General features: G+C 69.7%; 13 protein-coding genes. 5 read left to right on the top strand and 8 right to left on the bottom strand.

Annotated elements, in window-relative coordinates:
• Positions 1–9 precede the first annotated feature (9 nt).
• Complete coding sequence (gene galE / locus IU449_RS08335) at positions 10–990, bottom strand: UDP-glucose 4-epimerase GalE (RefSeq protein WP_195001297.1); 981 nt, start codon at positions 988–990, stop codon at positions 10–12.
• Positions 991–993: 3 nt separating this feature from the next.
• Positions 994–1,680, bottom strand: a complete 687-nt coding sequence (locus tag IU449_RS08330; protein ID WP_195001296.1) for a metal-dependent transcriptional regulator — start codon at positions 1,678–1,680, stop codon at positions 994–996.
• A 185-nt stretch (positions 1,681–1,865) separates the two neighbouring features.
• Between IU449_RS08330 and IU449_RS08325 the strand changes: the two genes are divergently transcribed.
• The 3 genes from IU449_RS08325 (at position 1,866) to IU449_RS08315 (ending at position 6,331) form a co-directional block, all read left to right on the top strand.
• The gene (locus IU449_RS08325) at positions 1,866–3,131 is read left to right on the top strand and encodes an acetoin utilization protein AcuC (RefSeq protein ID WP_195001295.1); all 1,266 of its coding nucleotides are present in this window, start codon (positions 1,866–1,868) and stop codon (positions 3,129–3,131) included.
• Positions 3,124–5,853, top strand: a complete 2,730-nt coding sequence (locus IU449_RS08320) for a GNAT family N-acetyltransferase (RefSeq protein WP_416382114.1) — start codon at positions 3,124–3,126, stop codon at positions 5,851–5,853. The genes IU449_RS08325 and IU449_RS08320 overlap by 8 nt, the downstream gene beginning before the upstream one ends.
• A 169-nt stretch (positions 5,854–6,022) precedes the next feature.
• Entirely contained in the window at positions 6,023–6,331 is a 309-nt protein-coding gene (locus IU449_RS08315; RefSeq protein ID WP_195001294.1) for a DUF4333 domain-containing protein, read from the top strand.
• Positions 6,332–6,447: 116 nt separating this feature from the next.
• Here IU449_RS08315 and IU449_RS08310 read toward each other — a convergent pair whose 3' ends face one another.
• From IU449_RS08310 to IU449_RS08295, 4 genes are all read right to left on the bottom strand, one after another.
• Positions 6,448–7,416: a sigma-70 family RNA polymerase sigma factor gene (locus IU449_RS08310; protein ID WP_195001293.1), complete on the bottom strand. Its 969-nt coding sequence runs from the start codon at positions 7,414–7,416 to the stop codon at positions 6,448–6,450.
• A 215-nt stretch (positions 7,417–7,631) separates the two neighbouring features.
• Positions 7,632–9,152 carry a DUF7059 domain-containing protein gene (locus tag IU449_RS08305; RefSeq protein ID WP_195001292.1) on the bottom strand — a complete coding sequence of 507 codons (1,521 nt, stop codon included), beginning with the start codon at positions 9,150–9,152 and terminating at the stop codon, positions 7,632–7,634.
• A gap of 157 nt (positions 9,153–9,309) precedes the next feature.
• The gene (locus tag IU449_RS08300) at positions 9,310–10,050 is read right to left on the bottom strand and encodes a VOC family protein (RefSeq protein WP_195001291.1); all 741 of its coding nucleotides are present in this window, start codon (positions 10,048–10,050) and stop codon (positions 9,310–9,312) included.
• 10 nt (positions 10,051–10,060) lie between these two features.
• Positions 10,061–10,486, bottom strand: a complete 426-nt coding sequence (locus tag IU449_RS08295; RefSeq protein ID WP_195001290.1) for a DUF3099 domain-containing protein — start codon at positions 10,484–10,486, stop codon at positions 10,061–10,063.
• A gap of 171 nt (positions 10,487–10,657) precedes the next feature.
• On the opposite strand from IU449_RS08295, the gene IU449_RS08290 reads away from it, so the two are divergent.
• Complete coding sequence (locus IU449_RS08290; RefSeq protein WP_195001289.1) at positions 10,658–10,897, top strand: DUF3039 domain-containing protein; 240 nt, start codon at positions 10,658–10,660, stop codon at positions 10,895–10,897.
• 10 nt (positions 10,898–10,907) lie between these two features.
• Here IU449_RS08290 and IU449_RS08285 read toward each other — a convergent pair whose 3' ends face one another.
• On the bottom strand, positions 10,908–12,173 hold the full coding sequence (locus tag IU449_RS08285; RefSeq protein WP_228803813.1) for a YihY/virulence factor BrkB family protein: 1,266 nt from the start codon (positions 12,171–12,173) through the stop codon (positions 10,908–10,910).
• 122 nt (positions 12,174–12,295) lie between these two features.
• Here IU449_RS08285 and IU449_RS08280 point away from each other — a divergent pair, with 122 nt between their 5' ends.
• On the top strand, positions 12,296–14,089 hold the full coding sequence (locus tag IU449_RS08280) for a DEAD/DEAH box helicase (RefSeq protein ID WP_416382113.1): 1,794 nt from the start codon (positions 12,296–12,298) through the stop codon (positions 14,087–14,089).
• 192 nt (positions 14,090–14,281) lie between these two features.
• On the opposite strand, the gene IU449_RS08275 is transcribed toward IU449_RS08280, so the two are convergent.
• The gene (locus IU449_RS08275) at positions 14,282–14,878 is read right to left on the bottom strand and encodes a TetR/AcrR family transcriptional regulator (RefSeq protein WP_195001287.1); all 597 of its coding nucleotides are present in this window, start codon (positions 14,876–14,878) and stop codon (positions 14,282–14,284) included.
• Positions 14,879–14,913: the final 35 nt, after the last annotated feature.

The following is a 14,913-nucleotide window of genomic DNA, read 5'->3' as shown; positions in this document are numbered from 1 at the left end:
GCCCAGGGTTCAGTGGGCGCTGTGCGCGCGCGAACCCAGCGAACGCAGGAAATCCCACGCGTCGGAGACGATCTCGTCGAGATCGGTGTGCTGGGGTTTCCAGCCGAGGTCGGTGATCGCGCGTTCGCTCGAGGCGATCAGCACCGCCGGGTCGCCTGCCCGACGCGGGGCGTCCTGCACGGCGATCGGCAGCCCGGTGACCCGTTCGCACGCCGATATGACCTCGCGCACCGAGAAACCCGTACCGCTGCCCAGGTTGTAGATGCGGTGGGAGCCGGGTTCGGAGGCGGTCAGCGCAAGGAGATGCGCGTCGGCCAGATCCCGGATGTGGATGTAGTCGCGGACCGCGGTGCCGTCCGGGGTCGGCCAGTCGGTGCCGAACACCGAGATCGCGGGCCGGTGCCCGAGCGCGACCTGCAGCACCAAGGGGATGAGATGGGTTTCCACCACGCGGTTCTCGCCGAGGCCGCCGTAGGCGCCCGCGACATTGAAGTAGCGCAGACTGGTCGCGGCCAGCCCGTGCGCGACGGCGTAGGAGGTGATGGCGTGATCGATGGCGAGCTTGGTCGCACCGTAGGGATTGGTGGGGCGCGTCGGGGCGTCCTCGGTGATCGGCACCTGCTCGGGTTCGCCGTACACCGCGGCGGTCGAGGAGAACACCAGCCGCGGGGTACCGGTCCGGCGAATGGCTTCGAGCAGCGACAGGGTTGTCACCACATTGCCGTGCCAGTATTGCTGCGGCCGTTGCACCGACTCGCCGACCAGCGACTGCGCAGCGAAATGCAGTACTCCGTCGAAGGTCTCGGCGGCGAGCAGCTCGGCGCCGGCTTCGGCGACGTCACCTTCGACGAAGCGCGCCCCGGACGGAACTCCCTCGGCGTTTCCGGTCGACAGGTCGTCGACGACCACGACCTCGTGGCCGTCTTCCAGCAGTACCTGGGCGCAGCCGCCGCCGACGTAGCCCGCGCCACCCGTTACGAGAAGTTTCATGTATCAGGCCAGCTTCACCTGGACGGCGTGCGCCATCTCGTCGGACAGTTCGAATTCCGAGTGACCGGGAACGGTGATGATCACCGCGCCGGGCCTGGACTCGACGGTCACCCGCGCGTCGGGAACCACGCCCGCTTCGCGCAGCCGGCCTATCACCTCGGGGTCGTTCTGGATGTGTTCGGCGAGCCGGCGGACCACCACCGCCTGCCCGAGGCCGTGCGGCAGATCGGAGAGCCGGACCAGTTGCTCCTCGTTGTACCGGGGCGCGGTGATGCCGAGTTCGTCGAGACCGGGGATGGGGTTGCCGTAGGGGGAGGTGGTCGGGTGATTGAGCACCTCGACGAGACGACGTTCGACGTCCTCGCTCATCACGTGCTCCCATCGGCACGCCTCGGCGTGCACGTTCTGCCAGTCCAGGCCGATGATGTCGACCAGCAACCGCTCGGCGAGCCGGTGCTTGCGCATGACCGCGACCGCCATGGCGCGGCCCTTGTCGGTCAACTCCAGGTGCCGGTCGCCTGCCACGAGCAGGAGCCCGTCGCGTTCCATCCGCGCCACGGTCTGGCTGACGGTCGGCCCGCTCTGCTCGAGGCGCTCGGCGATACGTGCGCGCAGCGGCACGACGCCTTCCTCCTCGAGGTCATAGATGGTACGGAGATACATCTCCGTGGTGTCGACCAGATCCTTCACCAGTTACCCCTTCGTCTGCACGAATTCTACCCAGGCACGGCGGTACACACGCTTACCGGCTCATTCGAACACGCCGCAACGGGGACCTCGTCGGCGCACGGCTGCCGTCGCGTGCGCTCGTGCCATATTTCTACTGCATGACAACGGTGGACGTGGCCCATGCCTTCCCGCGTACCGTTGCGCCCATGGCCACTGCATCCTCGGCGCCGCCTCCCGGTCGTGCCGCACCGGCGGACTCGGGCACAGTCGTCTGGTCGGACAAGTTCCTGGACTACACCTGGACACCGCAGCATCCGATGAAGCCCGCGCGCCTGAAGTTGACGATGGCGCTGGCCCGCAGCCTGGGGCTGCTCGACGGGGTGGAGACCCTCGAGCCGGCCGAGTGCGGACGAGGGGAATTACTGCGCATCCACACCGCCGATTACATCGAAGCCGTCGAGCACGCGGTACAGCCGCCGGGGGAACCCGTCTCACCGCCCTACGGGCTCGGCTCGGCCGACAACCCGGTGTTCCCGGGAATGCATCAGGCGGCCTCGGTGATCGTGGGCGGCACACTGGCGGCCGCCCGGGCGATCGCCGAGGGGCGCACCCGCCGGGCGGTGAGCATCGGCGGTGGCATGCATCACGCCATGCCGTCCTCGGCGGCGGGCTTCTGCATCTACAACGATGCGGCCGTGGCGATCTCGTGGCTACTCGATCACGGGTACGACCGCATCGCCTATATCGATGTCGACGTCCACCACGGTGACGGTGTGCAGCGCGCCTTCTACACCGACCCGCGCGTGCTGACGATGTCCATCCATCAGCATCCGGCGACCCTGTGGCCCAACACCGGCTGGCCCGACGAAGCCGGTCTCGGTGCGGCGGAGGGCACCGCCGTCAATCTGGCGTTGCTGCCCGGGACCAGGGATGCGCAGTGGCTTCGCGGATTCCATGCCGTCGTGCCCGGCGCGATCGCGGCGTTCCGTCCACAGATCATCATCAGCCAGTGCGGCGCGGACACCCATCGGGAAGATCCGCTGGCCGATCTCGAACTGACCGTGGACGGCCAGCGCGCGGCGATTCTGGCGATGCGCGAGCTGGCCGACCGCTATGCCGAGGGCCGCTGGCTGGCACTCGGCGGCGGCGGTTACGGGCTCGTGCGGGTGGTCCCGCGCGCCTGGACGCATCTGCTGGCCGCGGCGCTCGGCCGCGACGTGGACCCGGCGACGCCGATCCCGGCCTCGTGGACGGATCTGGTGCGCGCCGCCGCGCCCGCGGTCGAGCCCCCGAGCACGATGGGCGACGGCGGGGACTGCGCGTTTCGTCCGTGGGACGGACCGGGAGGCACGGTCGAGACCGGCGACGCCCGCCTCGACCGCGCGCAACGTTCCGTCGATTCCGCCGTACTCGCCACCCGCCGCGCGAGTTTCGCACTACTAGGACTGGACCCGGAGGATCCCCGTGACTGACCCGACCCTCGACACCGCCGCCCGGACGAGTACCGGCGCCGGGGCCGGCGCCACGGATGCGTCGTCGGGTGCCGAGGCGGCGACGTTCGCCCCGCCGCAGCACTGGTTCGCCGATGTACTGGCCTCCGATGGCGGTGTGGTGCGGTTGCGGCCGATCGTCCCCGACGATGCCGACAGGATGCAGGCCTTCCACACCGCGCTCTCCGATCGCACCCGGTACCTGCGCTACTTCGGCCCGTACCCGCGGATCTCACCGAAGGATCTGCACCGCACGACCCACGTCGACTACCGCGATCGGGTCGGGCTGGTCGCGGAACTGGGTGACGCGATCATCGCGGTGGGCCGCTACGAACTCATCGACCGGCCGGGGCCGCGCTCGGCAGAGGTGGCCTTCGTCGTCGCCGACGAACATCAAGGGCGTGGTCTCGGTTCGATCCTGCTCGAGCATCTGGCGGGCGCGGCGGCGGAGAATCGGATCCAGACCTTCGTCGCGGAGGTGCTCGCCGAGAACTTCGCGATGGTGACCGTCTTCCGGGAAGCCGGCTACCAGGTCGAACGCAGCCGCGACGGCACCGTGCTGCACCTCGAGTTCGCCATCGACCCGACCGAGGCGCTGGTCTCGGTGCGCGATGCGCGTGAGCGGGCCTCCGAGGCGCGCAGCGTCGGCAATTTGCTCGCGCCGCGGTCGATCGCGGTGATCGGCGCGACGCCGGGGACCGGTCGGGTCGGCGGTGCGGTGCTGGCCAACCTGCTGTCCGGCAGCTTCCAGGGGCCGGTGTTCCCGGTGAACCCCAATCGCAGGTCGGTGCGTGGGGTGCGGGCTTACGCGACGGTGCGCGAGATTCCCGACGAGGTCGATCTCGCGGTCATCGCGGTGCCCGCGCCGGAGATCGACTCGGTGCTCGACGACTGTCTGGCCAAGGGGGTCAAAGGGCTGGTCGTGCTGACCGCCGGGTTCGCCGAGACCGGGCCCGAGGGGCTGGCCGCCGAGCATGAACTCGTGGCCGCCGCGCGCGGGCACGGCATGCGGGTGGTCGGGCCGAGTGCGCTGGGCATCGCGAACAACGATCCGGCAGTCGCGATGAACGCGACGCTGGCCTCGATACTGCCGCCGCGTGGGCGGATCGGCTTCTTCTGCCAGTCCGGGCCGCTCGGTGTGGCGATCCTCGGCGAGGCCGCGGCGCGAAATCTGGGGTTGTCGACGTTCGCCTCGGCGGGCAATCGCGCCGATGTATCCGGCAACGATCTGCTGCAGTACTGGGACACCGATCCGGCGACCGATGTGGTGCTGCTGTACCTGGAGAGCTTCGGCAATCCGCGCAAGTTCTCGCGGATCGCGCGTCGTGTCGCGCGCACCAAACCGATCGTCGCGGTGAGCAGTGGGCGTTCGGTGCGCACCAGGCGGCCGGGCGGCGACATCGACCGATCCATCGTGCGCGACCTGTTCGCCCAGGCGGGCGTCGTGCAGGTCGACTCCATCTCCGAACTGTTCGACTGCGCGGCGATGCTGGGGTATCAGCCCCTGCCCCGCGGGCCGCGCCTGGCGGTGATCTCCAACAGCACCGCATTGAGCTGGCTGGCCGTCGACGCGGCACGAGGAGAAGGGCTCGAGGTGGCCGAACCGGTGAACGTGGGGCCGCATGCCTCGCCGGGCGCCTACCTCGACGCGGTGGTCGAGGCGCTGCGCGACGACGCCTGCGACGCGTTGATCGTGGTGTTCGCGCCGCCGGTGCCGGTGCCGATGGCCAGTTTCGCCGATGCCATCCGTTCGGCTTCTGCGGCGGTCCCGGAGGCGGGCAAGCCGATTCTCACGACCTTCGTCGCCGAACAGGGCCTGCCGCATCTGCTCTCGGTGCGTGGGCGCAACGGCATGGCGGTACGCGGTTCGATTCCCTCCTATCCCGATCCGGAACGGGCCGCTCGGGCGCTTGCCCGAGTCCACCGCTACGCCCGCTGGCGCGATCGGCCCGTCTCGACAGTGGTCCGTCCGGAGGGCATCGACGCCGACCGGGCGGCGGCGTTGGTGGCGAAGTGGATGGCCGAATCGGGCGGGCGCAGGCTGACCGATCTGGAAGTAGTGGAACTGCTGGACTGCTATGGCATTCCGGTCGTCGAGTTCCGCGAGGTGCGCACCGCAGACGAGGCGGTGGCGGCGGCCGAGGAACTCGGCTATCCGGTGGCGGCCAAGGCGACCGGTGAAATGTGGCGCAAGAGAGCCGATCTCAGCGGTGTGCGGTTGGACCTGTGGCGCCCGGAAGCGGTGCGTCAGGCATATCTCGACCTGGTCCGGATGTGCGGCGACCCGGTGCTGCACATCCAGCGGATGGCGACCAAGGGCGTCGGTTGCATTCTGCGAGTACAGGACGATCCGTCGTTCGGGTCGGTGATCGAATTCGGATTGTCCGGGCTGATCATCGAAATGCTCGGCGACCGGGCCTACCGCGCGCTGCCGCTCACCGAGTCGGAAGCGGCCGCGTTGATCGACGCGCCCCGTGCCGCCCCGCTGTTGTCCGGCACTCCAGCCAGCCCGCGCGTGGACAAAGCCGCGCTGGTAGAACTCGCGCAACGGATTTCCGCGCTGTTCGACGATCTGCCCGAGATGCGTGAACTGGCCTTCGATCCGGTACTGGCGTCGCCGACCTCGGCCGAGATCCTCTACGCACGTGGGCGTATCGGCCCCGAGCCGAGCCGATTCGACGAAGGCCCGCGCCGGCTGGCCTGAAGACAGACGATCGCACAGCAGGCTGGACCGGCCCGCACGACCCAGACACCACGGCCGGTCGCGAATCGGATGCTCGGCGTTAACAGCTCAGGTGCCCGGCCGCGATCTACGGTGGGATTCGACGCGTGCCGGATAAGGGGACGCGGTCCCCGCCAGGAAGGTCGTACCCATGAACGCTCGTCGTCTCGCCGGACTGATCGCGCTCGCCTGCCTCACCACGGCAGGCTGCGTGGTAAGCATAGGCTCGAGCACGCCCACCGTCGAGGAGGCCGATCTGGAGCGCTCCGTCACTCGGACGCTGGCCGATCAGCTCGGGCAGGTCGACAACGTCGACTGTCCCGACGATCTGTCGGGCGAGGTCGGCGCCACCCTGGAGTGCAGCATGACCGCCGACGGCGTCAACCGCACCATGACGGTGACCGTCACATCGGTGGAGGGCGAGACGGTCAACTACGACATCGAGGTCGACGCGGCCTGATCGCCGCGCGTTCGTCGTCGCAGTGTCCGCCACCTCCGGTGGGTGAACAGCGAAGATGCCGGGCCGCTCCAGGGGGAGCCGACCCGGCATCGGTCTGTCGGGCGGACGAGCGTGTGTCAGCTCGCGTAGGCGCGCAGCCGGTCGGCCCGCTCGCCCTTGCGCAGCTTGGACATGACCTCTCGCTCGATCTGGCGGACCCGCTCGCGGGAGAGGCCGAACAGCTTGCCGATCTGATCGAGGGTGCGCGGCTGGCCGTCGTCCAAGCCGAAGCGCAGCCGGATCACCTGCTGTTCACGCTCGTCGAGGGTGGACAGCACGCTGCGCACGTCGTGGTGCAACAGACCGGCGATGACCGCGGACTCGGCCGAGGTGGCCTCGGAGTCCTCGATGAAATCGCCGAGCGGAGCCTCTTCGTCGTTGCCCACCGGCATGTCCAGGCTCACCGGGTCACGACTGTGATCGAGAAGGTCGGCGATCTTCTCCACCGGGATGCCGGATTCGGCCGACAGTTCCGCGTCGGTGGCCTCACGACCCAGCTGCTGGTGCAGTTCCCGCTTGATGCGGGCGAGCTTGTTGACCTGCTCGACGAGATGGACAGGGAGCCGGATCGTGCGGCTCTGATCGGCCATGCCCCGAGTGATCGCCTGGCGGATCCACCAGGTCGCGTAGGTGGAGAACTTGAAGCCCTTGGCGTAGTCGAACTTCTCCATGGCCCGGATCAGGCCGAGGTTGCCCTCTTGGATCAGGTCGAGCAGCGGCATGCCGCGGCCGGTGTAGCGCTTGGCGAGGGAGACCACGAGCCGCAGGTTGGCTTCGAGCAGATGCGAGCGGGCGACCTGTCCGTCGCGCACGAGGAAGGCGAGATCCTTCTTCTTCGCGGCCGAAAGGCGCTTGCTCGTCTCCAGCAGGTGCTGAGCGTAGAGGCCCGCCTCGATGCGCTTGGCCAGCTCGACCTCGTCGGCAGCCGTCAGCAGCGCTGTGCGGCCGATCCCGTTGAGGTACACACGTACCAGGTCGGCAGCAGGGCTCTGGGCGTCGAGGTCGGAATCGCTGGGGCGCACACGAGTGGTGGCGGGGCTGGTCATGACTTGCCTCCTGTCGGTGGTGTCTCATCCGATCAACGGACCCGACATAGGGAAAGTTCCCCGCTCCCAGTGTGATAAACAGCTCTGAGCTGCGGGTTTTCGCGCAGCATCTGAGAAGTTCCTGAGAACGCCCGAGAGGAAACCCACGCCGGACTCCGGTGCCTGTGCCGACGCCGACGTGCCCGGGAGCGCACGCGGCCGCTCCCACGCGGCCGTCAGGAAACCGGCCGGATGAGACCGTGCCGCACGAGCCCGCTGACCACGGACAGCGCATCGGCGGCGAACTCCCCGGAGATCTCGTCCGCACCACGGGCGAGCGCGAGGAGTTCGACCACGTCGTACAACGGCAGACCGTCCGGTCGCATTCCCGCGACCAGGGAGATCGTCGCCTCGTCGACTTCGTGTTGCCAGCGGGGGCCGTCACCGCGGTGCAGCCGGGCGATGTGCTCGCCCCAGCCGTCCGGACCGGGCAGGCTGACCCGCTCCAGCGCGGTGTTCGCGTCGATCTCGAAGCGCGACGACCAGGCGACATTCGGGTCGGCGGCGACGGCGCGCAGCCAGGCCGACCGCTCGAAGTACCGGGTCGCCTCGTCGCCGAGCGGATCGTCGAACCCGTGCGTCAGATCCTCGGCGAGCAGTTCGCTGGGGCCGTCGATGGCGCGCAGATACACGAACCCGAAGCCGATGCCCTCGACATCGGCGGCGGTGAAGGCGTCGAGCCACTGCTCGGCGCGGGCCTGCGCGGCCGGGTCGCGCGGATCCAGGCCCGCATCGCGCAACCAGGTGCCGACGTAGAGGGCTGGATCGGCCACGTCGCGCTGCACGATCCAGGCGTCGACCCCCTGGTCGGGCAACCAGGACGAGACCCGCGAGCGCCAGTCCTCGCCCTCGGCGTGCACCCAGGCCGACAGCATCGCGGCGGTGCCGCCGGGAGCGAGCAGATCCGCCGCACGCGAGATCACCAGTTCGCTGGCCCCGTCGAGCGCCAGCCCGGAATCGCGGTAGGTGTGTTCGATCCGAGCCGGACCGACGACGAACGGCGGGTTCGCGACCACCTGGTCGAACCGGCGCCCGGCCACGGGGTCGAACCACGGCCCCTCGAGCAGTTCGATGTCGAGCCCGTTGAGTGCCGCGGTGGCCTCGGCCAGCCACAGGGCGCGTGGGTTCACATCGGTGCCGGTGACCGTGGCCGCATAGGAGGCGGCGTGCACCGCCTGGACGCCGCAGCCGGTGCCCAGATCCAGCACCGAGCCGACCGGCCGGGTCGGGGTGGCTCGCAGCAGCGACAGCGAGGCGTGGCCGACGCCGAGCACATGGTCCTCGGTGAGGGTGCGCCTGCGCATCGAGTCGTCGAGGTCGGACAGGATCCAGCGATTGCCCGCGCCCGCGTCCAGCGGCCGTAGATCCAGTGCCGCCCTCATCTCGTCGCCGTCGCGTATGAGCAGTCCGGCGGCGACTGCCCGCTCGAGGTCGAGCGGGGCCAGCGCGGCGGCGACCTCGCGCTCGAGTATCCCGTCGCCCAGTAACAGCAGTCTGATCAGAGTGCCGAGTTCGCCGGCGGCGCGGGCGGCGCGGCGCACCGGCACCGGCTCGGAACGGCCGAGCGCGGCGTGCACATCGGGGCCGAGCACGTCGAGCAGGGTGTCGGCGTCGTAGCGCACCCGGGTCAGCGCCGTGCGCAGGTCCGGGCACAGCGCGGTGAGCAGGGAACCGGTGGTCGTTCGGTCGGTATGCACAGCGGTAACTCTGCCACCGGCGGTCGACGCGCTCCGAGGGGCCGGCGGAAGTTCGGAGACGGCGAGCTCGCCTCCGAGAGAGTCTCCTCCGGGAAATCGAACCGTCACCGGTGATCGGTCCCTCCGACGGGCATGGCCGGAGATCGCGCGCCGAAGCTCAGACGCCGTCCGGGTCGCGGGCGGTCACGCAGTACGCCACGCCTGCCGGGTCGTGGAGCACGATCCAGTGTTCGAAGCGTGAGATCACGCGAGCGCCGAGGGATGCGTGCCAGTCGGCGGTCGCCTCGATATCGCTGGACGAGAAATCGATGTGCGCGCCGGCTGGTCGGTCCTCGTCCAGGCGCTGCAGCAGCAGTGACACCGGCATCGGCGTGGTGGCACGCAGGCGGGAGAACTCGGGGCGCCTGCCCGCGGTGTGCGACCACCCGGTCAGATTCCGCCAGAAGGCGGCTTCGCGGGGGTGATCACTCGGGCCGATGTCCAGGCAGATCTGGTCCAGCCGGGAACGGGTGCCGTCGGGGGCGTCGACCGCCGCGGCGGGGGTAGCGGTCTCGGCGGCGGCGCGGGTGAGGCAGAACAGCAGACCGCCGGGGGAGCGCAGGACGGTGTAATCGGGATGCTCGGCGACCGCAACGGCGCCCGAAGCCAGGGCCGCGGTCCGTGCGGCGGCGATGTCCTCGACATCGAGGTCGAGGTGGGTGCCCCCGATGCCGCCGACCGACTGCATCTTGATCGCCGCGCTCGAGCCGCGGGCGGGGTCGGGCAGCAGGGTGCGGAACTCGCCGTGCTCACCGCGCCGGGGCGAGGGCGCGGTGCCGGTGATCGTGGACCAGAACCGCAGACAGTGTTCGAACCGGTCCTCGGGACGATCGACGAACGTCCAGGTCCAGCGGATCATCCGACCGGACTCAGCCGTCGATGGCGTCGTGCGGACGCGACTCGAGTGCGGGGCGCGTCCGGTCCCAGCGGCTCGGCTCGTCGTGGCGGCGCGGCGGGCGATCGTTGGCGATGAGCACCGCCACCCACGGCAACGGGATGGACGCGCCGATGATGAGCAGGGATATCAGCGCGCTGCCCCAGATGCTGTAGGCGACCGCAGCCAGGATCAGCGCCGGAATACGGATCGCCATCAGGATCGTGTAGCGGCGTACCCGCGCGCGATGTTGATCCTCCAGCGACGGTGCGGCCTCGGTGATGAGCGCGGCCCGGCGGTGTTCGTTGCCGGGGAAGTCGCCTTTCGGGAAATAGCCCTTGGAACGGGAGGAAGCCGCCGAGGAACCGCGACGATCGCCACGGCCGCCGTCGGCGTCGGGAGCGTCGCCGTGCTGCTGCATACCTACGAGTCTTGCACTCCGGGCTCGTCCGCGACACCCCGAGGTCGGATCGCCCGCGAGCACGTCGGTCGTGGCGGTCCGCCTCGTGGAGTGGGGAGCGCCGGGTGGCGGTAGGTGTGGCGGGGCGGTGGTGGTGTGCCGCGCGCCCGGCTATGCGGCATCATGGATGCCGTGAGTACCGATACCCTGGTTCGCCCGGAGACGACCACCGACGAGACGACGGGCGACGATGTTCCCAAGTTCTTCCACTATGTGAAGAAGAACAAGATCGCCGAGAGCGCCGTCATGGGCACCATGGTGGTGGCGCTGTGCGGCGAGGTCTTCCCGGTGACCCGCTCGCCCAAGCCCGGTTCGCCGGTATGCCCGGACTGCAAGAAGGTCTACGAGACCCTCCGCAAGGGCGGCGACTGACCGCTGCCGGTCAGCCCGCGCCGGGGAGCGACCTCGTCGGCTGGTCGCCCGGCGCGGTCGAACCGACGGCGACCTCGTCGGCTGTCTGCCCGGTGAGCGCCCCGGCCGTCCGGCCGTTCGTGGCCTCCGGTGCGCTGCCCGCTGGTTCGCCACCGGAACTGTGCTGTTCGTCGCTGCCTGCCGCCTCGCTGGACCTCGCCTCGCCGGGGTTCGTCTCGCTGGGTATCGCCCAGCCGCGCTCCTGCTGTGCCGGGCCGCTGTCCCCGCGCACCTGATTGCTCAGCCATTCGCGCATCTGCTCGAGGCGGGTGGCGCGCGCGGGCCAGAACTCCTGCACGGTGGCGTTGAACTCCGCGCCGAGCACGACAGCGAAACCCAGGAAGAACGTGAACAGCAGGAAGGCGATGGGGGTGGCCAGCGCCCCGTAACTGACACCCGTCCCGGTGATCCAGGACAGGTAGCGTCGCAGTCCCTCGCTGGCCGCCATGAAGAACACGCCCGCCACCAGTGCGCCGCCGAAGAGCCGATGCCACGGCAGCGACTTGTGCAGCGCCGACTTGTACAACGTGGTCAGACCCACGATCAGCAGCAGGCCGACGGCCGGATAGTAGAACGAGTCGATCAGCCGTAGGCCCGGCTCGCGCCAGGAACCGGGCAGGATGCGCCCGATCAGCTGGGGACCCAGCGCGACCAGCGGCAGGATGAACACCGCGGCGATCAGGAACTGCACGTACAGCAGCAGCGCGTACACCCGCTGCCACACCGGGTGCCTGGCGTCCTGCTGGTCGTGGGCCTCCACGATCGCGTCGACGAAGGTCGCCATCGCCGAGGATCCCGCCCACAGCGACAGCACGAAGCCGAACGAGACCACCGCGCCGCGCCCCTGCCCGAGTACATCGGTCACGGTCGGTTCGATGAGTTCGGTCACCACGGCCTCGCTGAACAGATCCCGGCTGAAGGCGATGATCTTCGATTCCACGATCTCGACGGTGTCGGGCCCGAACCAGCCGCCCACGTAGCCGAGGCTGCCAAGCAGTCCCAGTAGCAGCGGCGCCAGCGACAGGGTTTGCCAGAACGCCGCTGTCGCCGCCTTGGCGAAGATCGAATCGCCCCACGCCTTGACCGCCACCCGGACCGCCACCCGGCGTGTCTGCCTCCCCGCGTGCCGGAACCGGGCGCCCAGGCGTACGGCTCCCGGTGTGGGCGCGCCCGCGCCGCCGCCGTGGACCTCCGGGGTCACAGCGGGTGCCTTCGGTAGCGGGCTGTCGTCGTTCATGGTGCTTACAGCATCCCGCACTCGGTGCCGGTCCGCCGGGCCGCGGTGGTTCCGTGTCGGTGGCGGGCGGTGTCCAGGTGCGGGTCTGTGACGCTCGTCGCAGGTCCGCGCGAATCGCTGGGATGCTGCCGAGTCGGTTTGGCGAGTCGCCGCCGCCGGCCGCTACTGTCGATGCCGTGACAGGTTCGGAAGGTGGCGCGGCGAGGAATACCGGTGGTGGCTCCCTCCGCGCATGGCAGCGACGAGCCCTGACCAAGTACCTGGCCACCAAGCCGCGAGACTTCCTCGCGGTGGCCACACCCGGCGCCGGTAAGACCACCTTCGCGTTGCGGGTCGCCGCGGAATTGCTGGCCGATCGCACGGTGGATCAGATCACCGTGGTCGCGCCGACCGAGCACCTCAAGCATCAGTGGGCGGCCTCGGCGGCGCGCAACGGCATCCAGCTCGATTCCCGCTTCTCCAACTCCACGGGTGGGACCTCCGGCGACTACCACGGCGTCGTGGTCACCTACGCGCAGGTCGCCGCCCATCCCAGCAGGCACCGGGTGCGCACCGAGAACCGCCGCACGCTGGTGATTCTCGACGAGATCCACCACGCGGGCGATGCCAAGAGCTGGGGCGAGGCGACAGCCGAGGCCTTCGGCGACGCGACCCGCAGGCTCGCGCTGACCGGTACCCCGTTCCGCTCCGACGACAGCCAGATCCCGTTCGTCACCTACGAACCCGACGAATCCGGGTTCCCCAAATCGCGCGCCGACCACACCTACGGCTACTCCGAGGCGCTGGCCGACGGCGTCGTGCGCCCGGTGGTGTTCCTGGCCTACTCCGGTGACGCGCATTGGCGTGACAGTGCGGGCGAGGAGCATTCCGCGCGCCTGGGCGAGCCGCTCAGCCCCGAACAGACGGCCCGAGCCTGGCGCACCGCCCTCGACCCGGCGGGCGATTGGATCTCCGCGGTCCTGCGCGCCGCCGACATCCGGCTGCGGCAGAAACGCGAGTCCGGCATGGCCGACGCGGGCGGGCTGGTGATCGCCACCGATCAGGAACGCGCCCGTGACTACGCCGAACTGCTCGAGCACATCAGCGGGACCAAGCCCACGCTCGTGCTGTCCGACGATCCCAGTTCGTCCAAACGCATCGCCGAGTTCAGCGCGAACACCTCGCCGTGGATGGTCGCGGTGCGCATGGTGTCCGAAGGCGTCGACGTGCCCCGCCTGGCCGTCGGCGTCTACGCCACCAGCGCGGCGACGCCGTTGTACTTCGCACAGGCGATCGGCCGATTCGTGCGTGCCCGGCGGCAAGGGGAGACGGCCAGCGTGTTCCTGCCGTCGGTGCCGGTGCTGCTCGACCTGGCCGCCCAGCTGGAACTGCAACGCGACCACGTCATCGGCAAGCCGCACCGGGAGAAGAACGGTCTCGACGACGAACTGCTCATCGACGCGGCCAAGCAGAAGGACGAGCCGGGCGAGGAGGAGCGCAAGTTCGTCGCCCTGGCCGCCGACGCCGAACTCGACCAGGTGATCTACGACGGCGACTCGTTCGGCACCGCCACCTTCGCGGGCAGCGACGAAGAGGCCGACTACCTGGGTATCCCGGGCTTGCTCGACGCCGATCAGATGCGCGCACTGCTCCGCGAACGACAGTCCAAGCAGGTCGCCGAACGCTCGGCCCTGTCGGCGCCGCAGCAGGCCGCCGGCCCCGCCGTCGCCGCGGCTACCGAGCGCGTCGCCACCGCCGACCGGCTGGGCGAGTTGCGCCGCGAGCTCAACAGCCTGGTCGCCATGCATCACCACCGCACCGGCAAACCGCACGGTGTCATCCACGGCGAGCTGCGCCGCGAATGCGGTGGGCCGCCGACGGCTCTGGCCTCCGCCGAGCAGTTGCACGACCGGATCGCGGCTCTGCGCCGTCGGTGAGCACGGCCACATCGCAGCACCGACCGGTCGTCGCGAGCGAGGGGCCGGGAGTGCGTGTCCCGCGGCGAGCGGGCACGCGCCTCTGACGATGTCGCTCTGCGGCAAGCAGTGCCGAACCGAGGTTGCGACGGTGACAGCACAGGGTCCTCGGCAAGCAGTTCGTCGGCGCGGAAATCTCCGCGCCTGTGCTGGTCAGCGTGACGGCCAGGCGGTCAGCGCGCAGTCGATGGCGGCATCGAGTTCCTCCGACGTCGCGCCGTCCCTTGCTTGGACGGACAGGCCGTAGAGGACGGTGGTGTAGAACCGCGCGAGTGCGGCGGTGTCGGTCTCGGCGGGCAGATCACCGTCACGGACGCCCCGGTCGAGCCGCTGCCTGATGGCCTCGTTCATCTCTCGGCGTTTGTCCGACAGGAAGTCGCGCACGCCGGAATTGCGTGTGGTGTAGGCCGATCCGGCGAGCACCACCATGCAGCCGTGGGGCACGTCCGTGCGCGTGTAGACGCCGACGTTGTCGCGCAGCATCGTCTCGACGGCGGCGCGCGCAGTCTGCTGCTCACTCAGAGCGCGGGCGGTGTAACTGCCGAATGTGTTGCCGTACAACTCGATCGCGGCGCGGAAAAGAGCCTCCTTGTCGCCGAAGGCGGCGTAGAGGCTGGGAGTGTTGATGCCCATCGCGGCGGTCAGGTCGCTCATCGAGGTGGCCTCGTAGCCGTGTTCCCAGAACACCTCCATGGCCCGATGCAGCGCCTCGGTCCGGTCGAAGGCGCGGGGACGCCCACGGTTGGCCACGCCGAACTCCTTTCTGTACCGACCACTGAAGATAC

Source organism: Nocardia higoensis, from assembly GCF_015477835.1.
In the GTDB taxonomy this organism is placed as follows: Bacteria; Actinomycetota; Actinomycetes; order Mycobacteriales; family Mycobacteriaceae; genus Nocardia; species Nocardia higoensis_A.
The sequence above is the reverse complement of the archived record's forward strand: the minus strand, read 5'-3'. Positions and strand labels throughout refer to the sequence as shown.